This window comes from Thiomonas sp. TH-17 (genome assembly GCF_057473305.1).
Window position 1 is genome coordinate 1 of sequence record NZ_JBYCKI010000316.1, and the last position, 24,470, is coordinate 24,470.

20 protein-coding genes, 1 tRNA gene and 2 pseudogenes are annotated in these 24,470 nt (G+C 62.3%); 7 read left to right on the top strand and 16 right to left on the bottom strand.

Annotated features, from left to right (window positions below):
• From AC2VLV_RS17155 to AC2VLV_RS17165, 3 genes and pseudogenes are all read left to right on the top strand, one after another.
• A pseudogene (locus tag AC2VLV_RS17155) lies at positions 1-193 on the top strand (hypothetical protein); the annotation flags it as partial.
• Positions 194-348: 155 nt separating this feature from the next.
• Positions 349-1,653, top strand: a complete 1,305-nt coding sequence (locus AC2VLV_RS17160; protein WP_486991118.1) for an MFS transporter — start codon at positions 349-351, stop codon at positions 1,651-1,653.
• Positions 1,654-1,687: 34 nt separating this feature from the next.
• On the top strand, positions 1,688-2,134 hold the full coding sequence (locus AC2VLV_RS17165; protein ID WP_486991119.1) for a DUF3617 domain-containing protein: 447 nt from the start codon (positions 1,688-1,690) through the stop codon (positions 2,132-2,134).
• 115 nt (positions 2,135-2,249) lie between these two features.
• Here AC2VLV_RS17165 and aceA read toward each other — a convergent pair whose 3' ends face one another.
• Positions 2,250-3,557 carry an isocitrate lyase gene (gene aceA / locus AC2VLV_RS17170; protein WP_486991120.1) on the bottom strand — a complete coding sequence of 436 codons (1,308 nt, stop codon included), beginning with the start codon at positions 3,555-3,557 and terminating at the stop codon, positions 2,250-2,252.
• Positions 3,558-3,827: 270 nt separating this feature from the next.
• Here aceA and AC2VLV_RS17175 point away from each other — a divergent pair, with 270 nt between their 5' ends.
• The 3 genes from AC2VLV_RS17175 to AC2VLV_RS17185 are packed head-to-tail and all read left to right on the top strand — an operon-like array spanning position 3,828 to position 6,539.
• The gene (locus AC2VLV_RS17175; RefSeq protein ID WP_486991121.1) at positions 3,828-4,430 is read left to right on the top strand and encodes a chromate transporter; all 603 of its coding nucleotides are present in this window, start codon (positions 3,828-3,830) and stop codon (positions 4,428-4,430) included.
• The gene (locus AC2VLV_RS17180) at positions 4,430-4,963 is read left to right on the top strand and encodes a chromate transporter (RefSeq protein WP_486991122.1); all 534 of its coding nucleotides are present in this window, start codon (positions 4,430-4,432) and stop codon (positions 4,961-4,963) included. The genes AC2VLV_RS17175 and AC2VLV_RS17180 overlap by 1 nt, the downstream gene beginning before the upstream one ends.
• Positions 4,964-4,979: 16 nt before the next feature.
• A complete protein-coding gene (locus tag AC2VLV_RS17185; protein WP_486991123.1) occupies positions 4,980-6,539 on the top strand; it encodes an NAD(P)H-hydrate dehydratase in 1,560 nt (519 codons plus the stop codon).
• On the opposite strand, the gene AC2VLV_RS17190 is transcribed toward AC2VLV_RS17185, so the two are convergent.
• The 8 genes and pseudogenes from AC2VLV_RS17190 to AC2VLV_RS17225 all read right to left on the bottom strand — a co-directional run.
• Positions 6,536-6,769, bottom strand: coding sequence for a hypothetical protein (locus AC2VLV_RS17190; protein WP_486991124.1), 234 nt, complete (start codon positions 6,767-6,769; stop codon positions 6,536-6,538). The two genes, AC2VLV_RS17185 and AC2VLV_RS17190, sit on opposite strands and share 4 nt — an antisense overlap.
• Before the next feature lie 46 nt (positions 6,770-6,815).
• The gene (locus AC2VLV_RS17195; protein WP_486991125.1) at positions 6,816-8,639 is read right to left on the bottom strand and encodes a S8 family serine peptidase; all 1,824 of its coding nucleotides are present in this window, start codon (positions 8,637-8,639) and stop codon (positions 6,816-6,818) included.
• Between the two features lie 47 nt (positions 8,640-8,686).
• The gene (locus AC2VLV_RS17200; RefSeq protein ID WP_486991126.1) at positions 8,687-8,959 is read right to left on the bottom strand and encodes a hypothetical protein; all 273 of its coding nucleotides are present in this window, start codon (positions 8,957-8,959) and stop codon (positions 8,687-8,689) included.
• A gap of 7 nt (positions 8,960-8,966) precedes the next feature.
• Positions 8,967-11,153, bottom strand: coding sequence for a hypothetical protein (locus AC2VLV_RS17205; RefSeq protein WP_486991127.1), 2,187 nt, complete (start codon positions 11,151-11,153; stop codon positions 8,967-8,969).
• A gap of 59 nt (positions 11,154-11,212) precedes the next feature.
• Positions 11,213-12,565 carry a hypothetical protein gene (locus AC2VLV_RS17210; protein WP_486991128.1) on the bottom strand — a complete coding sequence of 451 codons (1,353 nt, stop codon included), beginning with the start codon at positions 12,563-12,565 and terminating at the stop codon, positions 11,213-11,215.
• Between the two features lie 108 nt (positions 12,566-12,673).
• Entirely contained in the window at positions 12,674-13,105 is a 432-nt protein-coding gene (locus tag AC2VLV_RS17215) for a hypothetical protein (RefSeq protein ID WP_486991129.1), read from the bottom strand.
• 257 nt (positions 13,106-13,362) lie between these two features.
• Positions 13,363-15,522, bottom strand: a complete 2,160-nt coding sequence (locus tag AC2VLV_RS17220; protein ID WP_486991135.1) for an ATP-binding protein — start codon at positions 15,520-15,522, stop codon at positions 13,363-13,365.
• Between the two features lie 78 nt (positions 15,523-15,600).
• Positions 15,601-16,260 (bottom strand): annotated as a pseudogene (locus tag AC2VLV_RS17225) (MalT transcriptional regulator family protein); the annotation flags it as partial.
• Positions 16,261-17,142: 882 nt separating this feature from the next.
• On the opposite strand from AC2VLV_RS17225, the gene leuA reads away from it, so the two are divergent.
• A complete protein-coding gene (gene leuA / locus AC2VLV_RS17230) occupies positions 17,143-18,855 on the top strand; it encodes a 2-isopropylmalate synthase (protein WP_486991130.1) in 1,713 nt (570 codons plus the stop codon).
• 98 nt (positions 18,856-18,953) lie between these two features.
• On the opposite strand, the gene AC2VLV_RS17235 is transcribed toward leuA, so the two are convergent.
• The 7 genes from AC2VLV_RS17235 to rpmI form a co-directional block, all read right to left on the bottom strand.
• Positions 18,954-19,030, bottom strand: a tRNA-Pro gene (locus tag AC2VLV_RS17235).
• A 31-nt stretch (positions 19,031-19,061) separates the two neighbouring features.
• Positions 19,062-19,466: a MerR family transcriptional regulator gene (locus AC2VLV_RS17240; RefSeq protein ID WP_486991131.1), complete on the bottom strand. Its 405-nt coding sequence runs from the start codon at positions 19,464-19,466 to the stop codon at positions 19,062-19,064.
• Between the two features lie 201 nt (positions 19,467-19,667).
• On the bottom strand, positions 19,668-20,015 hold the full coding sequence (locus AC2VLV_RS17245; RefSeq protein WP_486991132.1) for an integration host factor subunit alpha: 348 nt from the start codon (positions 20,013-20,015) through the stop codon (positions 19,668-19,670).
• 42 nt (positions 20,016-20,057) lie between these two features.
• Positions 20,058-22,487, bottom strand: a complete 2,430-nt coding sequence (gene pheT / locus AC2VLV_RS17250; RefSeq protein ID WP_486991133.1) for a phenylalanine--tRNA ligase subunit beta — start codon at positions 22,485-22,487, stop codon at positions 20,058-20,060.
• 68 nt (positions 22,488-22,555) lie between these two features.
• Positions 22,556-23,599, bottom strand: a complete 1,044-nt coding sequence (gene pheS / locus AC2VLV_RS17255) for a phenylalanine--tRNA ligase subunit alpha (RefSeq protein WP_486991134.1) — start codon at positions 23,597-23,599, stop codon at positions 22,556-22,558.
• A gap of 171 nt (positions 23,600-23,770) precedes the next feature.
• Positions 23,771-24,127 (bottom strand): 50S ribosomal protein L20, encoded by a 357-nt coding sequence (gene rplT / locus AC2VLV_RS17260; protein WP_013105707.1) that lies wholly within the window; start codon positions 24,125-24,127, stop codon positions 23,771-23,773.
• A gap of 49 nt (positions 24,128-24,176) precedes the next feature.
• Positions 24,177-24,374, bottom strand: coding sequence for a 50S ribosomal protein L35 (gene rpmI, locus AC2VLV_RS17265; protein ID WP_013123033.1), 198 nt, complete (start codon positions 24,372-24,374; stop codon positions 24,177-24,179).
• Between the last annotated feature and the right edge of the window lie 96 nt (positions 24,375-24,470).

Genomic DNA, 24,470 nt, shown 5'->3' on the forward strand with positions numbered 1-24,470 from the left:
CGGCTGGGCAAACGCCAGCGCCTGGCTGCCCGATTGCTGCGGTTTGGGCTCTGCTGCGCGCATGCTCTCTGCCGAAGGGCTTTGGTGGCTCAATCTGACCTGGCTGCTGCTGGCGCTGACCGTCATCGCAGCCTGCGCTGCGGCGATCTGGCGGCTGGCTTTGCCAAAACGCAGCAAGCAAAAAGCTCCGTAACGCGGTTTGCATTCTGAAACATGCCGGATTCGCGCCTTCCGGTAGATTGCTCATGAGAATACGCAGGGCCGCCCCAAGTTTTCTCATCCCCCTCGGGGGGCCTGCCGCGAAGCGGCGGGTCTGGGGGCGCTCTCAACCAAACACGAGGAGACTCCATGACAGCCGCGCCCACCGCCCCGGTCAACAAGACATCGCATATCGCCATCGCCAGCTTCATCGGCACGGCCATCGAGTTCTACGACTTCTACGTTTACGCCATTGCCGCGGCGCTGGTCATCGGGCCAGTGTTCTTTCCGAGCGCCTCGCCCACGGCGCAGACACTCAACGCCTTTGCCACTTTCGGCATCGCGTTTCTGGCGCGGCCGGTCGGCTCCTTTCTGTTCGGACATTTCGGCGATCGATTCGGCCGCAAGTCCACCTTGGTCGCCACGCTGCTGACCATGGGCGTGTGCACCACGCTCATCGGCCTGCTGCCCGGATATGACCGCATCGGCGAGCTTGCTCCGTGGTTGCTGGTCATTCTGCGCATCGGCCAGGGGCTGGGGCTCGGCGGCGAATGGGGCGGCGCGGCGCTGCTCGCCACAGAAAACGCGCCCAAACATCGCCGCGGCCTCTTTGGTATGTTTCCCCAGCTTGGGCCCTCCATCGGCTTTCTCGTGGCCAACGGTCTGTTCCTGCTGCTGGGCCTGCTGCTGAGCCACGCGCAGTTCATGGCCTGGGGCTGGCGCATTCCCTTTCTGGTCAGCGCCGTGCTGGTGCTCATCGGTCTGTATGCGCGACTCAAACTGACTGAAACCCCCTTGTTCCAAGCAGCCGCCAAGCAACCCCGGCGCGTGCCGCTAACGGAGCTGCTCAGCAGCCATCTCAAGCCGCTGATACTCGGCTCGTTGTCTATCGTGGTCTGCTACGCCTTGTTCTATATCAGCGCGGTGTTCGTGCTGAGCTACAGCATCGGCACCTTGCATCTGCCCAAGCCAACGCTACAGGCCTGGCTGATGCTGGCTATCGTCTGCATGGCCGTGGCCACGGTGTTGTCGGCCTGGGCCAGTGACGCCCTGGGGCGACGCGCCGTCTTGGTCGCGTCAGCCGGGGCCGCTGTGCTCTGGGGCTTCGCCCTCGCGCCGCTGCTGGGCTCAGCCACCACCACGGGCGTGGGAATATTTCTGTGCGGCGCGCTGTTTCTCATGGGCATGACCTATGCGCCGCTAGGTGCGATGCTGCCCGAGATTTTTCCCACCTCGGTGCGCTACACCGGCTCGGGCGCGGCCTACAACCTCGGCGGCATTCTCGGGGCCTCGCTTGCCCCCTATGTCGCCCAGGTGCTGGTGGCGCACGGCGGGCTGAGCTGGGTAGGCGGCTACATTTCAGTGGCGGCTGTCATTAGCCTGCTCGCCGTTCTGGGGCTGGGTGAAACCCGGCACCGCGATCTCGGTCAAACTGAGTCTGTTTCCATTTCCTGATGATTTGCGGGCCCTGTGCCCTGGAGGTCTTTCGATGCGCCATACCACCCTGGGTTTGATGATTGTTTTCGCCGGATTGAGCGCCACCGCGTACGCCAAAGATGCGCCCATGGAGCCCGGGCTCTGGAGCATGGACATTCACGGCACGACTCGCCTCGATCCAAACCTGAGCGTGCCGATGCAGCGCGATGTGAAGATCTGCGTCAAACCGGGGCAGAAGCCGGAGAGCGTGGTGGTGCCGATGGACGGCAAGCAGTGCACGCGCGAACAAGCCACCTTGGCCGATGGTGAGACGCAATGGACCTTCCATTGCGATTTGCCACAAGCCAAGGTCACGCAGACCGGCACCTTCCGCACCGGCCCAGCAACATTCGAGTCGAAATGGAGCATCACCAGCGTCGCCCCCTCGGGCGCAACCACCCAATCAGACGTGCAGGTGAACGGCAAGCGCCTGGGCAGCGATTGCGGTGACGTGAAGTAAGAACTCACGCTCCCAACATCGGGAATAAAAAAGCCGCCTCAAGAAAGCTTGAGGCGGCTGCGTCTCCTCGGCAGGCCGAGGCCATCGCGGCCCGGCCCACTCTTCTCCAGATACTTCAGGCCACTTTCCGGTCGAAAAACTGTTCGTCTTCGGTCGATCCCTTGAGCGCGGCGGTGGAAGCCTCGTTCTCGATCGTCGTGGTGACGGCGTCGAAATAGCCGGTGCCGACCTCGCGTTGATGCTTGACCGCGGTGAAGCCCTTGGGCGCTGCGGCGAACTCGGCCTCTTGCAGCTCGACGAAAGCGCTCATCTGGTTGCGGGCATAGCCGTAGGCCAGGTTGAACATGGAGTAGTTCAGCGCGTGGAAGCCGGCCAGGGTGATGAACTGGAACTTGTAGCCCATGGCGCCCAACTCCTTCTGGAACTTGGCGATGGTGGCATCGTCGAGGTTCTTCTTCCAGTTGAAGGACGGCGAGCAGTTGTAGGCCAACATCTTGCCGGGGAACTTGGCATGAATGGCTTCGGCGAAGGCCTTGGCGTAGGCCAGATCGGGCTTGCCGGTTTCGCACCACACCAGATCGGCGTAGGGCGCGTAGGCCAGACCGCGAGAGATGGCCTGCTCCAGGCCGGGCTTGGTGCGGTAGAAGCCTTCGACCGTGCGCTCGCCGGTGCAGAAGGGCTTGTCGTTGTCGTCGACATCGGAGGTGATGAGGTCGGCCGCCTCGGCGTCGGTACGCGCCACCAGCACCGTCGGCACGCCCATGACGTCAGCCGCCAGACGGGCTGCGACGAGCTTGGCAACAGCCTCGCGGGTGGGCACCAGCACCTTGCCGCCCATGTGGCCGCATTTCTTCACGGAGGCCAGTTGGTCTTCGAAGTGCACGCCGGCGGCGCCGGCCTCGATCATGGACTTCATCAGCTCGAAGGCGTTGAGCACGCCGCCGAAACCGGCTTCGGCATCGGCCACGATGGGGGCGAAATAGTCGATGAAGCCTTCGTCACCGGGCTGTTTGCCTTCCATCCACTGAATCTGGTCGGCGCGGGTGAGGGTATTGTTGATGCGCTTGACCACGCTGGGCACCGAGTTGGCCGGGTACAGCGACTGGTCGGGATACATCTCGCCGGCCAGGTTGGCATCGCCCGCCACTTGCCAGCCCGACAGGTAGATGGCGTTGAGCCCGGCCTTGACTTGCTGCATGGCCTGGTTGCCAGTCAATGCGCCCAGGGCGTTGACGAACGGCATGTCGTGCATCTGCTTCCACAGACGATCCGCACCGCGGCTGGCCAGCGTATGCTCAACTACCACCGAACCGCGCAGGCGCACCACTTCCTCTGCGCCGTAACCGCGTTTGATGCCCTTCCAGCGCGCGTTCTGCGCCCAGTCCTGTTCCAACGCTGCCACTTGCTGTTTGCGATCTGCCATCTTGCTTCTCCGGGTGAATGAAAATTCGATGCCTGAGCGTAGTTGACTTTTGCGGCGCAGCATAGTCTTATGTCTTATATAAGATATAATTTTATATCTTTATACATCAATGACTTAAATCCTATTTTTTGCAATGCGGAACATTTTTTTGCTGAGTGAAAGTCTCCAAGCCTGCGTTGCAGCAGGCTGTTTTCACATCACGACTTCCAAATTTCGCATTGTGAGAAGTGCGCCAACCTCTTTCGGCAATCTCTTTCACTTCCTCGTGCCATGACTTCCCTCCCCTCCGCGGACAAGCCAACTGATCCGGGCCGCCAGACCGCTTCCCCCCTTCGGGCGCCGCGTCACAAGGCCGAATTGTTCTGGGTGTTCAACCACCTCACCCTGCTGGGGGTTGGCGGGGTATTGCCGTTTGCTCAGCGCATTCTGGTGGAAGACAAACGCTGGTTGAGCAACGGAGAGTTCGTCGAGATGCTCAGCCTGAGCCAGGTGCTGCCAGGGCCCAACCTGATCAATCTTGCCCTGATGGTCGGGCAGCATTTTTTCGGATGGCGCGGGGCGGCCGCGGCCCTGGCGGGCATGCTCGTCGCACCGCTGGTGCTGATCTTCCTCGTTGCCATCGCCTACGCCCAATACGCCAGCGCGCCCGCGGTAGCCCATGCATTGCAGGGGATGTCGGCCGTGGTGGCCGGACTGGTGATTGCCATGGCCATCAAGCTCTTTCCCGCCATTCGTCATTACCTGCCCAACTGGGGCTGGGCTGCGCTGGCATTTGCCGGGGTGGGCCTGCTGCGCATCAACCTGCTCTGGGTCTTGGTGGTGCTCGGGCCGATTGCCGTAGCACTGGCCTGGTGGCGCATTCGGAGGGCCTGATGCACACCCTCTCTGTCGCCCTGGCTTTTTTCGGCCATTTTCTGCTGTGGTCTCTGCTTTCAGTGGGCGGCGCCATCGGCCTGCTGCCCGACATGCACCGCTATCTGGTGGTGGAGCAACATTGGCTCAGCGATTCGGCGTTCACCTCGGCCCTGGCGCTGGGTCAGGCTTCGCCCGGCCCCAACATGATTCTGTTTTCCGCCCTGCTCGGCTGGCAGATTCTCGGACTGCCCGGCGCCCTGCTGGCGGCCATCGGGCTGATTCTGCCGTCATCGCTCATTACCGTGGCCTATTTCCGCTACAGCCGGATTCACAAGGATCGCCACTGGGTACGCGCCATGCACGACGGCATGGCACCCATCACTGTCGGCCTGCTGCTGTCTTCCGGCTGGCTGCTGGCGCGGCAGGAAGCCACCGATTGGCAGCGCATCGCGCTCATTTCGCTCACCGTCGTGCTGGTCGTCCGCACACGGCTCAACCCCTTGTGGCTGCTGCTCGCCGGAGCCCTGTTGGGCCTGCTCGGCTTCATTTGAGGGAGAAAGCACGAATATGCTCAAACGCATCAGCCCCCTGCAATCCGAGCCGGTGTATCGCGTCGATTCGCTGCGCCAGATCGAATCCGAGGCCGCGCGCACATTACCCCCGCACAGCCTCATGCAGCGCGCGGGCAGTGCCGTGGCCCGGTTGGCGCAGGCTTGCTATCCGCACGCAAGACGCGTCGTCGTGCTCGCTGGTGCGGGAAACAACGGCGGAGACGGCCTTGTGGCGGCCACGCAGTTGCAACAGGCTGGACGCGACGTGCTCGTCCTCGCCTGCGGCGCCGAGACGCTGAACGAATGGCGCTCTCGCCTGCCCGCAGACGCTGCGTGGGCCTGGGCGCAAGCGCAGACGGCTGAGCTTCGGTGCGCCTTGACCGATCACAGCACCTTGCCCGAGGCCGATCTCTACATCGACGCGCTGCTGGGCCTCGGCCTGCGGGGCCCCATGCGAGCGCAGATGGCCGAGATCATTCAAAAGCTCAACGCGCAGCGCGGCGCCCCCGTGTTCAGCGTCGATCTGCCTTCTGGGCTGGATGCCGACTCCGGCACGGCAACCGACGTTTGCGTGCGCGCCACCGTGACTCTCAGCCTGCTCGGGCTCAAGCCCGGTTTGTGCACTGGCCCCGCATCGACTTTGTGCGGCACGCTGTGGCATGACGATCTCGGCGTCGGTGCGGCAACGCATCATCCGCAGGTGGCGATTGATGCCACCTGGCTCGGCGCCGATCTGATTCGCCCTCTGCTGCCCGACCTGACGCAGTCCGCCCACAAGGGCCAGCGTGGCGACGTCGCGGTGATCGGAGGCGCCGCCGGCATGACAGGCGCCGCCCTGCTCGCCGCCCGCGCAGCAGCCCACCTCGGTGCCGGCAGAGTGTTCGTCGGCCTGCTCGATGACCAAGCCCCCGCCGTGGACCTGCTGGCGCCAGAGCTGATGCTGCGCTCCCCAGCCGCGTTGCTCGCCGCCCAAGGCGGCCGAACCTGTCTGCTCGTCGGCCCCGGCGCTGGTAGCGGCGACACCGCCCGCACCTACCTGGCACAGGCTTTGGCCCAGCCCGCCCCCCTGGTGCTCGACGCCGACGCGCTCAATCTCGTGGCCGTTACTGATTCGCTGCAAACCCTGCTACGGCAACGCAACCCCATCACAACCCTATTGACGCCCCACCCTCTCGAGGCCGCCCGACTGCTTGGCTCCTCGGTACAGTTGGTTGAGTCGGACCGCCTCAGCGCTGCGCGCACCCTGGCTCAGCGCTTCGCCTGCTGGATTGTGCTCAAGGGTCACGGCACTCTCATCGTCTCGCCGCAACAAGCGGCGTGGATCAATGCCACCGGCAATGGTCTATTGGCCACCGCAGGCAGTGGCGATGTGCTGGCCGGCAGCGCGGCCGCCCTGCTCGCGGCAACGGGGCAGGCTTCATCAGTGCTCGCCGCCGTCTGGCTGCACGGCCAAGCCGCTACCCACTACGCCCACGCGCACGGCCCCGGCGGGCTCACCGCCGCCACGCTACCGTCGTGGATGGCGGCAAGTTGGGCCAATTTGGTCTCTTGTCGAACCAGAGGCCGTACGACTTAGCCCGTCACGCCGCCCTCAATCGCCTGCACCAGCCATTCGGCAACGGGGCCGCCATCAAGCCCTTGCGAGGTCGAGTGTGCGGGATGGCCGATTTCCCCCTCCCCGGCCCCACGGCTTCGGACCTCCAGCGGAGAGCCGCCGCCATCCAGTGCCGACAAAGTCGCGTCCGCAGCGGCCGCAGATAGAGCGAGAGGGCGATCCGTGCCCTCGGTTTCAATGGTGATTTTCATGCGATCCTCCTGATCATTCAGAGGCCCACCGGGCCTCGTTGCACGTTTACCAGCCCAGCACGGCATAGCGCGCTTCGATATTCACAGGCTGCGCCGTCAGATTGGTGATGCTGATCCAATAAGTGACGTAGGCATCGGTCGCGCGTTCCACCTGCACCTTCCACTCGATCTGCGGTCCGCCCTGCTGCGGCGTGGTGGGCACGACCGTCCACACCACATGCCAGTGCGCGGGCCAGCGGAAGGTGAACCAGCGCTGGGTCTGATGGGCTGCCAGGCTGCCGGTGAACTGCACGCCAATCCACTCGCGGGTCTGCAAGGCCGCGGCAGTCAACTGCCGCAGATTCGGGCGGTTGCCGATGCGCTGGGTGCGGGGCCTCGCGGGATGGTTCTGCGCATATCCCGTACCGCTCATGTTCGGCCTGAAGGTGAATCCAGGTGCGTCCTGCTGGGGCGAGCCCGTATTGCGCAACAACTCGATGGCCCGCGCCGGAGACAGCGGAATTCGCCCCTGTGCACGCAGCACACCCTGCACAGCGGCCAGAGCGCCGACCACGATGGGGGAAGCGCTGGAGGTGCCGCTGAACTGATCGGTGTACCAAAGATCGCGGTTCACGCCGCCCTGAAGATCGCCGTAGCCAGTAGAGGTCACTTCCCAGCCCCAACCCTGGGCATCGACGCGCGCACCATAGTTTGAAAAGAAGCAGCGCCCGCGGTCCGCATAAACATCGCCCCATCCGGGGTGCGCGCTACGTCCGTGCGTGCCTGACGGGGGCAGGCCTGCGCCTGCGAGCACCGCGCCCGAACTGGGGTTGGCCGCATTGAACGGATTGGTCCAGCCAGCCGGAAATCCAGTGGGCCGGGTGTTGTAAATGCCATCATCAAGATTCTGGCCGCCGTTGCCTGCGGCCTCGACCACGATCACGCCTCTCCCGACAGCGTATCGAATCGCGGCGAAATCATCGGGCCACCATTCGATGCCGATGTAACCAAACTGCCCACTGCCGGACGCCGCGCGCGGCCCGGCACGGTGCACTTCGAGCAGCATGATGTCTCCTGGGCGCAGCCGGTCCGCCGCAATGCGAATGGCTTGAGCGGTGCCGTGGCTCACCAGCGAGACCGCCGCCACTTGTGCATCCGGGCTGATGCCGGTAATGCCGAAAGCATTGCGGTCACCGCTGAATTCGCCCAACACGGCCGTGCCGTGGTTGTCATCTGAGGAACTCACTCCCGACACCACGCCGCCCTGCGCGTGACGCAGATCTTCGTGATTGAAGCGCCAACCCCACTCGATGTCGATGATGTTCACCCCGGCGCCCCTGCCGCCTGGCAACGTCCACGCGTACTGCGCGTCGATGCCCACTGGGGCGGCGTTGAGATAGTGTTGCCGCGAAGTGAAGTCCGGCGTCATGGCAGGCGGCGAAGTGTCCAGCGCGGCCATGGCATTGAGGCCAAAATCAAAGTCTGCGGGCATCGCCGGGGGTTTCACATACGCCGCGGCAATGCCCTCGACTTTGCACAAACGTTCTGCCAGAGAGGCCATCCGGTCCTCCGGCACATCGACACGGTAGTAAATCGACAGATCGGGCAAGTCCGCCCCGGTTTCGGCGGTCGCCGCGCTGGCCTGGGCGCGCAGCCGTTCTTCACTCTCGTCGAACAAGGGCTGCAGGCTCAGCTTCTCGCTGGCCAGCAGGCTGTTGAGCGCGCGCACATTGGCGCCTGAAGCCGAAGCCATTTCCGCCCCTTCAGTGGTCTGCAGAGCGAACTCCGCTTCGGCCACGACGATGAGTTCGCAGTGATAGATCGACGCGTCGAGCACCGATGCAGACCTGCCATTGTTTGCGCCCGGACGTGCTCTGCTGGGTTTGGCCATGATGATCTCCTTGGGATGAATGAAACCGCATGAGGGAAATAAAGATTTCAGGGCGGTGCGTCGTCAGGTTTGATGTAAGCGGCGGTGATGGCCTCGCATCCACGCAACCGAGTGATGCCCTGCTCACCCTGCGGGGTGTCGGGCATGTCGGCGAGATAAAACACCTGCAGGCTTGGATCGGCTCCAACGGGGTGCATGGGACGCAGGGCGGCGCCGATCTCTTCTGCCACATGCAGCAAGGACTGCACTGCGGCATCGGTAGCGTCGTGCCGCTGAAGCGCCTGCGCCGCCTGCGGCGTGAGTTGGAGGGTGATTTCCATGGCGGCTCTAGATCTCCGGGCCCGCTTGCCGTTGCGCCAGAGCGAAGGCGATCAGCCGTGAGGCGTCCAGCCCCAGCCGTCCGTAGCCATTGGTCGCCTTGCCATACACCCCCAGGCTGGCGGCGAAGGCGGCGTTGACGCAGGTGCCCACCAACTCTGTTGGCGTGAAATCACGCTGGTAAGACCCTGCCGTTTTGGTATAGGGCGCAGTGGTGGTTGGCGCGCTGAGCGCTGCCACCTCGACATAGGGCGCCAGGGTGGACGCCGAGGGCATGCGGTGCGAACCTCGGGTGATGCCGAAGCGGAATACGGCGTGGTTGTTGGGATGCGCGGCCAGGTATTGCACATGCACCAGATCGCCGCTTTCGTAGCGCAGGAAGCCGCAATCGTCGCTGGCTGCAACGCCACCGATGCTGGGCTGCGGCAACTCGGCGGACGTGCCGTTGTTGTCCACATGCACCCGCAGCACATAGGCGCCGCCGGCTTCTTCGGCCGCAGTCGCCAGGCGGGTGGTGGTGCCGTCGGCATTGCGCGCGAGGAAACGGAAGGTGCCAGCGCCCGGCATGACCTGATTGCCGTTCTTGTCGAACACTTCGATCTTGACCTCGAACACACCGGCGTCGTCGCTCGCGTTGTCGGCAGACAGTGGCGGCGCGGTCAGCAGGGTGTTCCAACTGGCCGCAACCTCACTCACATTGCCGCTGAGCCATTCGCTCGCCACCACCGTGCCGCCCGGATTGGGTGGTTGCTGCGGCTTGAATTCGAACAGGCCGGTATTCGCGCCGTGCGTGCTCGGGCCGACGGGATAGCTCTCGTAAGTCGGCAGACGCCCGCCGGAATATTCCAGGCGATAGTCTCGCGCCAGGGGCGTGGAAATCGGCGTCCAGCTCGAATCGGCAGCCCCGGCGTTGGGCGTGGCATTCAGGCGCCGGTAGGCGTAGCGGTAGTACTTGATGCCATCAGTCGGTATGAAGTAGGAATCGTCGTGAATGAAGTTGAGCGTGCCGCCGAAGGGCGCGTTGTAGAGCATGCCGAGGGAGGAATCGGAGTCGTAATCGAGCATGCCGTCGGGCCGTACCCAGCCCGTGGGTGCGGCAGGCGCACCGGGCGGAATGCCCCAGATTGCCGCATTGGCGATGGCCCAGGGCAGCACGAACAGGGTGACGCCGGGCGGAACGTCGTAGGGCGGCTCTTCGCAAGCCAAGGCACGCGGCAGGTTGAGCACCACCTCGCTGCCGCAGGCATAGTTCCAATAGGTGCCACAGCCGATGCTGGGGCGGTACACCGTTTGCCAGGCGCCGTCCTGGAATTGCTCGACCCAGAAGTACAGGTCGGGCTGATCCTTGCAGTCGTGGAAGAACCGCGCACTGAAGCGGCCTTCGCTGTCGGCTTCGGCCACGGTGAAGCAGTTCACCTGGAAGAAGGGCCAGAGGTAAATCAAGTCACAGAGGTGAATGACGATGAGGCTGGAGAGGTCGATGAGCCGCGCGCGCAGTTGCGCCACCGAACGCGTGCTCGCCAGGGCCGACGCCGCGAACTCGGTTGCCGGGGGCTGCGCCGCGCTTGATGCTGCAGCGGGAGCGGGAGCCAGCATGGCGCTGCGTGTGTTGAATAGGCCGGTCAGTTGGCCAAGCAGCGGCCCTGGGTCGGGGATGGGTGGCTTCGGCCACGGCACCACACGCAACTTGTCGAGCAGGTCGTCGCGCAGCTTCAGAATCTCGCGCTCGGGCAGCGTTTCGAGCACCAGGCGGATGCGGTCGACCTCGCACACATGCACCCGGGCGTTGCACACTGGCAAGGTTTTCACGCTGCCGTTGGGCAGGGTGAAGCGCTTCTGCAACCGCCCGCGCACCACGCAAAGACACCAGCGTGGAAACACGTAGCTGGGGATGCGCAAGTCGATTGCGGGCTTTTCCACCAGAAAGCGCGTCGGCAGGGCATACGCACCCATGTGCTTGAGCGCCGCGGCCGTCGGCGGCGACTGCCCCTTCTCGATCTGCGGGCCGAGATAGACCTCAAGTATCTGACCATTCAATTCCGAGGGCACCTCAACTGCCGCAGCGCCCTTCTCCACCGCTGCGCTGCCGAGCAGCTCGCCTTGCGCATTGAAGGCATAGGCCTGCAGCGGCGGCGCCTCGCCCGGGTCGGTGAACTGAACTTTGACTTGCAGTCGAACGGATTTTTCGGATTTCATGGTAGACCTCTGGCGGTGGTGGGTGGGCGAAAATCAACGTCTGTGCATGCGGCGATGCGTTACGGAGTCGGCGCGGGCGCAGGCTCTGGCGGGCAGCAGCGGTATTCCTGCGACTTGTCGAGCAGATCGATCTGGCGTTTGAGCAACTGGTTCTGCAAATCGAGCAGCGAGAGTTCAAGCTGCATCTTTTTCTGCAGCTCGGGCTCGCAGATGTTGCAGTCGTCGAAGCAGCCCTTGACGATGACCCCGGCAGTGGGCAACGAGGTGTCGCGGGTGTACTCGAACTGGGTGCGCGCGTCGGCGGTGAACGTGCCGGTCTTGGGGTCAAGCAGACGGCGCTCGGCGAGCTGCTTGTCCACCTCAGCCAGCGCCGCCTTGCGCACAGCATCCGGCATGGGCATCTGCACATTGACCGGAACGGAGAGCGCGGCCAGGTTGATGCGCGACAGCGTGCCCAACTGCGCGGCCCCGGCCTGAGCGTACAGCGCCTCGCTTTGCAGTCCGCGCGCCTCGATGTCGAGCCGCTTGGCATTGGTCGCCGGCACTTCCTGCGGCATCACCGCCACCGCGCCGATGGCGCGGATGGGATTGGCCAGCACCGGCGTGGGGGCGATGGGGTCGAGCACGCGGCGCTCAATCGTCACCAGCTCGAACGACAGGGTCTCGATCTTGTTGATGCGGTAGAACAAAAACGTCAGCGCATGGCAGGCGTTGGGGTTGGCGAACTCGCGCGAGGAGGCCTCGTACTGATCTTGCGTCTCGCCCTGCTGGTGCACCCGGGTAGACACCTCGCCGACCGAGACCGAATGCGCCTTGCGCGTGGACTCCACCGAGAGGTTGTCGGCCATGCGGGCCTGGGCGGAATGCTGCTGCAGGTACTCGAAGGTGGACTCGGCATTGTGGCTGCCGTTGGCGTTGGCGTCGGCGCTGGCCGACATGAAGCCGATGGAGCCGCTGGCGTCGCCATGAAAGTCCCACGAGCCCTTGTCGGTGCTGCGGCTCGAGCCGTTGTCCTGGCTGTTCTGGTCCGACATGAAGGAGCGCAGCGAGGACATGCGGTACTGCTCTTCAGACATCTGCTCGCTGCGGTAGCTGAGCTTGGATTCGCTGTCGAAGCTGAATCGGCTGCGCCGGTCGGTGGTCGCGAGCTGCACCTTTTCTCCCGGCAGCAGGGTGGTGGTGTAGACCACGTCACCCAGCGCCAGCGGGCCGGAGCAGCGCTTGAAGCGCGTGTGCAGGATGACTTCGACGTTGACTTGCTGCCCGCTCTGCGTGCGCACCGAGGTGGGAAACAGCAGCCGTCGGCGCATGTCCATGACGTCGCACACCGGCTGGGTGTCGAGATTGGGGCAGCAGGGAATTTCCTTGTACTTGGTCAGCGGGTTGGGGCTGGCGGTAGATGAAGTGACCATGGCGGCTTTCCTTCCGACTTTTCGGAGCCCATGCTGCGCGGCTAGCTGGGGCTGCCGCCGCGCAGGGGCCTGGGTTGTGGAGGTGAAAAAACCGTGAGTGCGGGGTGCTCAGTTATTCCCCGCTGCGCCCCATTGGCCAGTGACGATGTTGGAGTCGGCCGTGGACCCCGAAGGCGTGAATGGCGTCAGCGTGATGCGGGCATAGAGTTCATCTCGGTTTGCGTCACGGAAGATGACCTGACCAAAAATGATGATGATGGTGTCACCATCTTCGTCGAGGGTGCTGCGCGACACATGGACTGCGATCTTTCGATCCTGACATTTGTCGGTCGCCTTCACACATCGACTGCTCAGCGTCACCAAGTTGTCGTCGGGATTCGGCCAATCGTCACTGCCGCGAAGTTGCACGTTTTCTATGAAGGTCGAACCTGCCAGCGCCTCGCAAGACGTGAAGCAGAGCTTGTAGGTAACAGTGACTAGGCGGCGCGAACCTTCGCCGCCCTTCTGCACATTCAAAATCACATTGCTGATCGTTGCCATGATGTCTCTCCTGAACACAAAAGGATGGTCCGGGAACGAGCGGCCGCTTATCTGTATACAGGTGGCCCGCCCCGACGAGCCCGGCAGCCGCGGACGACGGCCCCACCGGACAACTTCCGGCTGAATGCTCCAGCACGGATGCATGGAGAAAGCGTAGAAAGACACCTTTGCTGACACAAGGAACAACTTGGTTACAGATGCGTTACCGATGCCCGCCGACCGAGCGCCAACCTGACGCGTCTTGTGCAGGCCGCGGTTCAATGCGGTGGCTTGTCAGCACGCAGGTTCAGGCGTGTGTGGAATGTCTTGTCCAGACCTGCGATGCGGTCTCGGGGCAGTTGCGCGGCGCATTGCGCGTAGGCCAACTGTGCCTCACTGGAACGGCCGAGTTCTAGGCAAGCCTCAATCAGGCCGAGATGGCAGACCTCGTCCTTCGGGTCGAGCAGCAAGCCCTGTCGGCAGCAGTCGGCGAGTTCGGTCCAACGCGCTTCAGCGATGCTGTGGACGATGCAAGCGTGCAGGCCACGCTGCAGGCGCATGAACAGTTGCGTGCGCAACTCGGCAGCCCATTGCGCCTCTTCGACGAACAGCCCAGCGGCAAATTGCTGCAGCAACTCGTGTAGTGCGCTCCAAAGGCGCCCTTCGTTTGCCTCGCATTCTTCGAGGCGTCGGGTGAACGCAATCAGATCCACCTGACATCGCCTGCCATCCAGGAAAAGCATGCCGCCCTCGCTCAGAACAGACTGCGCGCCGATCAGTTTGCGTAGACGGTGAAGAGTGACCTTTAGCACTTGCTCGGCAGCCTCTGCGTCGAGATGTGGCCAAAGCTTCTGCGCCAGAACGCCGCGGCACGCCTGGCCTCCACTGGCAACCAATGTCTTGAGCAGCAGCAGAGGCCGCTTGGGCGCTTTGCCCGATGCCGCGATGCGCTGGCCTTCCACCTCCAGGACAAAGGCGCCGAACACCTGGATGCGCACGGGCATGAGCCAGGATTCGGGGGCTTCCTGATCGGTGGGCGGCGCCAGTTTCAGGGTGCGGATGCGTTCCAGCGTGAACGCCACTTCGACATCGAGCGCCAGCGCCCGGGCGCATAGCGAACGGATCGTCTGCCCGCGCCACCAGGGAAAGTTGGCATAGCCGCATCGGCGCCACAGCCCCATCCAGGCCGAAAGCGCCTCTGCTTCGTTCTGCGCGCGTAGGCCGTGTTCCAACCGCGCGAGCAGCACATCGAAGCGAATCGAATCGCTTGCAATGCGCAGTGCAATCCGGTCTGCCTGATCGAGCGTGATGCGCGCTGCGCTCGCGTCCCCTTGCATCGCCTGCGCCCGAGCGACAGCGCAAAGCACCTTGCCCTCAGCCCACGGCACCCCGGCCTCGCGGGCACAGCGCAAGGCTGCCTGCGCGTGCGCGCGCATCGCATCCACAGCGCCTTCGTGCAAGGATTGAATACTCTTGAGAAAGTGGTAGTAGCTGTGATCGAGAGGACGATCCGGGCGCAGGCTGCGCGACAACCGTGCGGCGTTGGCGCGCACTGCGTCAGGGCCCTCTTCTGCTGTCAGGCTGCACCAAAGCGACTGGCCCAGGAGCAAAGTGTCCCAAGCGTGCAGATTGGCACGCTCCGCCAGTTCCAGTCCGCGCTCAGCGAGTTCCGCCGCACCAGGCATGTCCAGACGCATCAAGCTTCTGTAGACGCACTGCACCGCGTGCCAGGCGATGCGAACCGCGGGCATGGCATGGTCTGCTGACATCATGCCCTGCGAAAGATCGAACATCAATTGCGCCGCCGCCATATCGCCCCGCCACCAACACTGATAGAAAAGCAATTGCGAACCGGCCTGTGCGCGCAGCGAGTCCTGCGCACTGCCTTCGGCGATGCGCTGCATTCGCCCGAGCAGGCGCGGCAGACCGGGATGATCGGGCTGCCGGTACATCATGGCGACAAACAATGCCGTCTGCGCACGCTGTGACACGTCCTCCGGTAAGTCCCGCGTGGCGGACAATTGCTGATCCAGCGCCGGAATCCAATGGTCTAGCGGATGGAAATCGCCCCACTGGTTGATCACGCACTCCACGATTCCCGTCAAGGCGCAGATCGCACCCAGCGCGTCACCTTCTTCGTTGAACGCAGCAAGCACCCCTTCCAAGCGCGAACTAGCCAGCGCAGGATTCTTCCCGACCAGCGCCAGCGCGTCCCAACAGGCGGCCCACGGCGCAGACTGTCCGAAGCGCTTGTGCGGCTCCCGCATCCAGCCATGCAGTCGACCGCTTTGTTCAGAGCAGACCAAATCCGGAAAGCGCGTCGGCAGATAGCGCACCAGATCACTCCATAGCCCGTGCTCCCTGAGCAGTGCGGCTGCGGCATTTTCTTCCCCCTGGAACCAAAGCACTTCGCAGGTGCGGCGCAGCAGATTCTGCACTGCGTCCGGGCCAAAAATCCGCCGGGCATGCCCTTGCAGAAACTTCTGAAACAGGGGATGAAACCGATAAGCTGCGCTCTTGATTGGAACAACGAAACTCGTGAGTTCGGCGGGCTGATCAAGCGCGAAAGCCAAATCGTCTCGACCAAACAAAGACGAAATGGACGAAGGCGAAAAGCTGGGAAAGAACGCCAGGAGACAGAACTGCTCAATGTCCGAAGCCGAGAGATCAGGCAAGACTTGCTCAGTGAAATACACATCGAGCGCCGCAACTGGCAGCTCGCCAGAATGAAAGCGGGGGTATTGCATCAGGAGATTGACCCCCGCAAACCACCCATTCGTCATGGCATGGATGTTGGCACAGTCGCTCGCGGAGAGACCTGCACGGCCCCGCAGATGCGCCAAGGCGGCAATTTCGGGGGTGTCAAGCAGCAGCGCGCGAGCATCGAAACGATGGATCTGCCCGCTGTCGATCGCAGAAGCCAGGTTCGATGGGATAGCCCCGCGACTCAGGACGAGCACATTGCAACCGGCAGGAAGTCGCAGCAAACCGAACTCAACCACATCGGCGAATTGCGGCGTCTGCGCAATTCGCCTCGCATCATCAAGGATGATCAGCGCCTGCTCAGGCCAATGTCCACTCACCGACTCGAACAGTTGCTGGGCATAGACGCCCCACAAGTCCAAGCGGCCATCCGGAGGAGTCGGCAATTGCGTCAAGCGCATTTTGCACAGCATCGCCAGGGCGCGACGCAGATCCAGAAAGAACCGTCTGGCGTCACCATCATCGGGTTGAGCAAGCAGATAGAGCGCTCGCCGACCCCTACGCTGCGCCAGTTGCCTAGCCAAAATGGATTTACCGGCACCCGCCTGCGCTCCGAGCCAGACCACTCTGGAAGATCGGCAGGCTTGATCCAGACCATCCAGTAGTCCCTCCCTCCGCAACTGCTTCTCGGGAGGGCCACGCAGCGAGGGCGAAATCAGTTCAATTTTCACTAATGACTCCTCGTCGCTGGCTTGGAAGTCGACAAGGGCGACAATTGCCCCCCGATTGCGGCCTGTTCAGGCTCCGATTGAGTGAATTGAAAAATTATGTAATCGAAACCCTGCGATGGCAACCACCTATTTTTTGGGTCAGACCGAGGGGCGGCACACACGATGGGCATGCGGCAGGGCCCCGGCTGCCTTGAGGACATCGCCCTATCGTTGACGCGCACGCCTGTTTTTGCTAACTTCCAATCATGTTTTTGTCCTTCAACTCATTTGCCACAATGTCATTCACCGAGTCAGCCACCGCTTCTTGTCTTGGCGTGCGCTCGTGCAAGGGTTGCGCAGTTGCGTGCGAGGCACTGCTACTGGGCGGTCTACTACTGGCTTTGCCATTTGATGCCGCGCGCGACTGATTGACCCTTTTCATCACGTTTTTCCAAATCCCAAGCGCCCGCGGTTTTAACCACCGGGCGCTTTTCTTTTATATGCGCCTTGCCATGACGATTTCCTGCACTGATCTGAGACGACTACCCACCGGCGGCCGGGCCCTGCACCTGCGACAGCCCGCCCGCCCCATCGTCGCACCCTCTATGCCCTGCGCAACCCGATTCGTTCTCTGGAGATAACCTCATGTTGAAGCAACCGAACACCAAATACCGCGCCTTCCCTCAGATCAATCTGAAAAACCGCACCTGGCCCGATCAGGTCATCACCCAGCCGCCAATCTGGATGAGCACCGATCTGCGAGACGGCAATCAGGCGCTGTTCGAGCCCATGGATGCACAGCGCAAGATGCGCATGTTCAAGATGCTGTGCTCCGTCGGTGTCAAGCAGATCGAAGTGGCCTTTCCGTCTGCGTCGCAAACCGATTTCGACTTTGTGCGCGAACTCATCGAGGGCGGTCACATTCCCGACGACGTCACCATCGAAGTGCTGACCCAGGCCCGGGAAGACCTCATCCGCCGCACCTTCGATTCGCTGCGGGGCGCCAAGCGGGCGATCGTGCATGTGTACAACGCCACGGCCCCTAATTTCCGACGCATCGTGTTCAACGTCGACGAAGCCGGTTGCACGCAGATCGCGGTGAATGCGGCCAAACTCATCAAGCAGATTGCTGCCGAGCGCCCGGAAACCCAATGGACCTTCCAGTACAGCCCTGAGGTCTTCAGCGGCACCGAGCTTCCCTTTGCCGTCTCGGTGTGTAACGCGGTGACCGAAGTCTGGCAGCCCACGCCGGAAAACAAGATCATCTTCAACCTGCCGGCCACGGTTGAAATGAGCACCCCCAACCTCTATGCCGACCAGATCGAATGGATGCACCGCCATCTCGACAAGCGTGACAGCATCATCCTGTCGCTGCATCCGCACAATGACCGGGGCTGCGCCGTCGCCGCTGCAGAACTGGGCGTGATGGCCGGCGCCGACCGCGTGGAAGGCTGCCTCTTCGGCAACGGCGAGCGCACCGGCAATGTCGATCTGGTTACCCTTGCGCTCAACCTCTATTCGCAAGGCGTGAACCCTGGGCTGGATTTTTCGAATATCAACGCCGTGGCGCGCGCCGTGGAGGAATGCACACAGTTGCCCGTGCATCCCCGCCACCCCTACGCAGGTGATCTGGTGTTTACGGCGTTCTCCGGCTCACACCAAGACGCCATCAAAAAAGGTCTGGCCGCACAACGTCACGATGCGCTGTGGGAAGTGCCCTATCTCCCGGTCGATCCGGCCGATCTCGGCCGTGCCTACGATTCGGTCATCCGCGTCAACAGCCAGTCCGGCAAGGGCGGCATTGCCTATCTGCTCGAAGCCACCTACGGTCTGGTCATGCCCCGCCGTTTGCAGGTCGAGTTCAGCGGCGTGGTGCAGAAACACACTGACGCCACTGGGGCCGAAGTCACTGCACAACAACTCTGGCAGATGTTCAATGAAGAGTATGTGCAGATTGGGCAACCTCTGCACCTGCACAGCTACCACCTCAGCGACCACGGCGAGCGCCAGGGCGTTCGCCTCGAAATCGAAGTGGACGGCAAACGTCTGAGTCTCACAGGCGAAGGCAACGGCCCCATTGACGCGGCCATCCACGCCCTGCGCCTGCCACTGGCCGTGCACAGCTATGAAGAGCGCGCACTCGGCCTCGGCGCGGATGCCAAAGCCTCGGCCGTCGTCGAAATGGCCATCGCAGGATCGGCTACCAGCACCTACGGAGTGGGCATGGACGCCAACATCGTCACCGCCTCCGTGCGCGCGTTGATCTCCGGCGCCAACCGCCTGCTGCTGCGCCTGCCAGAAGCCGAGGCGCGACAGCATCTGGAATCCATGCAAGCCCCATTGCGTGCCGTAGCTTGACCCCTTAAGGACGAATTGCGCACCAAAAGAAAAAGCCCGCTAATGCGGGCTTTTTTTATTACTTTTGCGTCAACTATCAAATCTGACGATAAGTCATTTGGTCGGGGCGAAAGGATTCGAACCTTCGACCCCCTGCACCCCATGCAGGTGCGCTACCAGGCTGCGCTACGCCCCGACGACCAAAGCTGGCAATCATACACTATTCCTCAGGGTTCGATCAAACTTCTGCGGATCGAGATGAGTTCGGCGCGCAGTTCGTTGATGTGCTGAATGGCGGGCAGCGGTGCCAGCGGAGCCCGATCTCCGGCCTCCTGCGTACCCGCTGCTTCTTGCATTGCGTGCTCATCGCCAGGAATCCCGCCCAAACGCGCCCGGGCACCGCTGATGGTGAAACCTTGCTCGTACAGCAATTCCCGAATACGGCGAATCAACAGAACCTCATGGTGCTGGTAATAGCGACGGTTGCCCCTTCTTTTCATCGGGCGCAATTGCGCGAATTCTTGCTCCCAATACCGCAGCACATGCGATTTCACGCCGCACAACTCGCTGACTTCTCCAATGGTGAAGTAGCGTTTGGCAGGAATGGGCGGCAATGCGGGGACGGCACTCATGGTGGCGACGGGGCAAATCCTGGAAGCGTGAGCGGTTACGTCAAAACGAAAAACGCCCGAAGGGGCTGGTTTATGGATTTTGCCGCATCTCAGGCGGATAACGGCAATGTCCAGCCTGATTCACCGTCGGTTCGTGGCATTCTTCACATACCTTACCAACTAATTTCGGCGTATTTCGACGATTTGCAGACCAGGCGAAGGTCATTGCACCTCTTCGGCCAGATCAGCCAAGGCGGGGCTTTGGAGTTGATGCTTGAGCTTGTGGCTGGCGTGGAAAATCACCACACGGCGTGCGGCAATGGGAATGATCTCGCCGGTGCGGGGATTGCGGCCCGGCCGCTGCGCCTTTTCGCGCAACTGGAAATGGCCGAATCCGGAAAGTTTGACATCTTCGCCGCGGCCCAAGGCATCTCGAACGCGGTCGAAAAAAGCATCGACCATGTCTTTCGATTCACGTTTGTTGAGGCCGATGCGCTCATAGAGCTGTTCGGCGAGTTCTGCCTTGGTCAGTGTCGGTGTCTGCACCGATTCGATCTGGATGCGTGCCATCTGTCCTCCTTTGTGCTGCCATTGTTGTTATTTCGACCGACTTCAACCCCTGAGCTGCGCCCCGGTTGCAGTCGCCAACTCGGCAACCAGTGCCTGACAGGCGGCATCCACCCGCTCGTCAGTCAAGGTTTGCTGGTCTTGCAGATGCAGACGGAAGGCCATGCTCTTCGAGGCCGTGTCTCCGGGCGGGGTGAACAGGTCGAAGAGTTGCGCCTCCCGGATGATGCCGCAAACCGGAATGTTCTGGATGGCGGTTTGTACTGCCTGCTGCATCTGCGCATAGCTGACGCCCGAGGGAACCTGAAACGCCAGGTCACGCTGCACGGCGGGTACGCGGTTGATGGGGGCAAATGCGGGCAGTCGCTGGGCCTGCAACAGCCCGGCATCCAGTTCGAAGATCACGGGTGCAAACTGCAGGTGATAACGCTGCACCCATTGCGGATGCAATTCTCCCACCACGCCCAGGCGCTCGCCGCCCAGCTGCACTTCCGCGCTGCGCCCCGGATGCAAGGCGGGATGTTGAACCGGCGTCCACCGCAGCTCGCCCGTACCCGCGCACAAGGCCTCGACATCGGCTTTCACATCGTAAAAATCGACCCGGCGCTCCGGCTCGGCCCATTGAATGGGAACCACCGAACCGTAGGCCAGGCCCGCCAAGCGCATCGGCTGGCGAATGCCTGCAAGCTGCATCGGCCCGTTCTCGGCCTGGGCATCGCGCGCAAATACGCGCCCCAGTTCAAACAGACGCACCCGCTTGGCACGGTGGTTGAGGTTGTCAGCCAGCACCTTGACCAGTGAGCCGATGAGCGTGGAGCGCATTACCGACATCTGTGACGCGATCGGGTTCAGCAGGCGGATGGGGTCAGCCTGACCTGCGAAATCCTGCTCCCATTGCGCATCCACGAAAGAGAAATTGAGGGTCTCTTGATAGCCCAGGGCCGCGGTTTTCAGGCGCAGGCTGTGCAAACTGCGTTGGCCCTCGGGCACCGGCAGCGGATGCAGGCGCGCCACCGGCGCCTGGGTTGGAATGTGCTGATAACCGTGAATGCGTGCGACTTCTTCGATCAGATCTTCTTCAATCTCCAGATCGAAACGTTCAGCGCCTGGCGTCACGACCCAGGCGGGTTCACCGCTGTTGCGGTCGAGTTCGGCCTGAAGTCCGAGCCGCGAAAAAATCTCGCCCATACGGTCTGAACCGATAGGAATGCCGATGACTTTCTCGCAGCGCGCCACCCGCATCCGCACTGGCTTGCGTTGCGGCAGTTGGGTGATCTGATCGTCGGCCGGGCCTGCTTGTCCACCGCAGATTTCCAGAATCAGCGCGGTGATCACATCGAGGTGTTCGACGGTGGTCGCGTAGTCGACCCCGCGCTCGAAGCGGGCGGCCGCATCGGTGGAAAAGTTCAGGCGGCGGGCGCGACCCCGAATGGCGTCCGGCCACCAGAATGCGGCCTCGAGGTAGATGTCTGTGGTGTCCAAGGTAACGGCGGTGGACTCGCCCCCCATGATGCCGGCAAGAGATTCCACGCCGTTTTCGGCAGCAATCACCCCCATGTCGGCGCTCAGGGAGATAGTCTGCCCGTTGAGCAATTCAAGCTGCTCGCCTTCGCGCGCCCAGCGCACGGTCAATCCGCCGCGAATCTTGGCCAGATCGAACACATGGCTCGGGCGGCCCAGCTCCAGCATCACATAGTTGGAAATGTCGACCAGAGCCGAAATGCTTCGCTGTCCGCTACGTTCCAGCCGCGTTTTCATCCACTGTGGCGTTTCGGCCCGAGCATTCACCCCGCGGATGATGCGGCCGGAAAACCGCCCGCAGAGATCGGGCGCTTCAATGGTTACCGGCAAACGGTCTGGCAGCGTCGGCCCCACGGACTTGAACGTCGGTCTGTTGAACACCGCACCCGTGACCGCAGACACCTCACGGGCGACACCGATCATGCTCAGGCAATGTCCCAGATTCGGCGTGAGCTTGATGGTGAATACCGCTTCGTCGAGCGAGAGCCATTCGCGCAAATCCGTCCCGGCCGTCGGCTCCCCTTGAAGCGCCAGCAAACCGGCTTGATCGGCCGACAGCCCCAGTTCGCGCGCGGAGCACAGCATGCCCTGCGATTCCACACCGCGCATCTTGGCCGGCCCGATCCGGAACGCACCCTGCCCCTCTTGCTGCGGCGGCAACTCGGCCCCCACCAGCGCACAAGGCGCGGCCATGCCGACGGCCACATTGGGCGCACCGCAGACGATTTGCAGCCATTGAGCAGCACCGACATCCACCTGGCAAACACGAAGTTTGTCGGCATTGGGATGCGGCTGCACATCACGCACGAGCCCCACCACAACGCCCGAAAAAGCGGGCGCCGCAGCTTGCACTTCCTCCACTTCCAGACCCGCCATGGTCAGGGTATCGGCCAGCGCTTCGGTCGAGAGGTCGGGATTGCAAAACTGGCGCAACCAGGATTCGGGAAACTGCATGATCGGCTCTTTGAAAAGTTCAGCTCAGCGGTCGGGCCGCAAAATAAAGGCGAAGGGTGGCGACGGGGTTATGCGAACTGCTGGAGAAAGCGCAGATCGTTTTCGTAGAACAGCCGCAGATCCGAGATGCCGTAGCGCAGCATGGTGATGCGATCCAGACCGCTGCCAAAGGCGAAGCCGATGAACCGCTCGGGATCGAGCCCGAAATTGCGCACAACCGTGGGGTGCACTTGCCCGGAACCTGCAAGCTCCAGCCAGCGGCCTTTGAGCGGCCCGCTCTCGAACATCATGTCAATCTCGGCGGACGGCTCCGTGAAGGGAAAGTACGAGGGGCGAAAGCGCACCAGAATATCGTCGCGCTCGAAGAAGGCCTTGAGAAAACTGGTGAAGGTGCCCTTGAGATCGGCCATCGACACATTCTGGTCGATCCATAGCCCTTCAAACTGATGAAACATGGGGGAATGCGTCGCGTCACTGTCCACACGATAGGTACGCCCCGGCGCAATCACCTTGATCGGCGGCATTTCGGCGGCCCCTGCATACCGCTGCACATGGGCTCGGGCATGGCGAACCTGCATCGGAGAGGTATGCGTTCGCAGCAGCAACGGTTGGCCGTGCACATCCTTGGCGTCGACGTAGAAGGTGTCTTGCATCGAGCGCGCGGGGTGATTCTGCGGCGAATTCAGCGCGGTGAAATTGGTCCAGTCGTCTTCGATTTCCGGGCCGTCGGCCACGTCGAAACCCATGGAGCGGAAAATCTGCTCCATCCGCATCCAGCTACGCGTCAGCGGGTGCAAGCCTCCTTGATTTCCAGCGCGCCCCGGCAAGGTCACATCAATCGCCTGCGCCTGCAGTTGAGCCTGAAGCGCCGCTTGCTCGATCGCCTCGCGCCGCCGTTGCAAGGCCTGCTCAATAGCCTGTTTTGCCAGATTGATCTCAGCGCCCCGCGTCCGCTTTTCCTCAGCCGGGAGAGCCGCCAAAGTTTTCATCTCGATGGTGATCAAGCCGGTCTTTCCCAGATAGCGCGCTTTGGCGTTTTCCAGCGAGGCGGAATCCGTCGCTTGCGAAAACTCGGCGCTGGCTTGATCGATCAGGGTTTGCAAAGGATTCATAGTAGGTACACCGAAATAGTGTGAACAGGCATCCCAAGAGACGGCAACCAACCCTTGCGCCCAAGCGCAACACCGCCAACAAAGAACAAAGGCCTGTGGAAACAGGCCTTTGCACAGCAAGACATCGCAAAAAAACGACAAAGCAGAGCAACAAGGCTCCAAGCCTTACAGTCAGGCCATTGCTGCCTTGACCTGAGCGACGATTTTGGCGAACGCTGCTGCGTCGTGCACCGCCATGTCGGCGAGCACCTTGCGGTCAATTTCGATCTGCGCTTTTTTCATGCCATTCATGAACACGCTGTAAGTCATGCCGGACTGGCGCACCGCGGCGTTGATCCGGGTGATCCACAGCGAACGGAATTCACGCTTCTTGGCACGGCGGTCACGGTAGGCATATTGCCCTGCCTTCATCACCGCTTCTTTGGCGATGCGATAGACGTTTTTGCGGCGGCCGCGGAAACCCTTGGCAAGGTCGAGAACTTTTTTGTGACGTGCACGTGCAGTCACACCACGTTTGACGCGAGGCATTTAAGACTCCTTATCCTGATTGAATGTTCGGGCTGAAACGATTGACGCTTCAGGCGAAAGGCATCATGGCGGCGATCTGCTTCAGATCGCTGTCATGCACCGCCGTGGCTCCACGCAAGTGACGTTTGTTCTTGGTGGTTTTCTTGGTCAGGATATGGCGCTTGAACGCTTGGCCACGTTTGACAGTGCCGCCCGGACGCACGCGGAATCGCTTTGCGGCACTCTTTTTGGTCTTCATCTTGGGCATGATTGCTCCATTAAATATGACATATCCGCAGGCGGTCTGACGATGAACCAGACACTTTCAAGCCCACGCACACGAGTTTTGCGGCATTCGCCCATC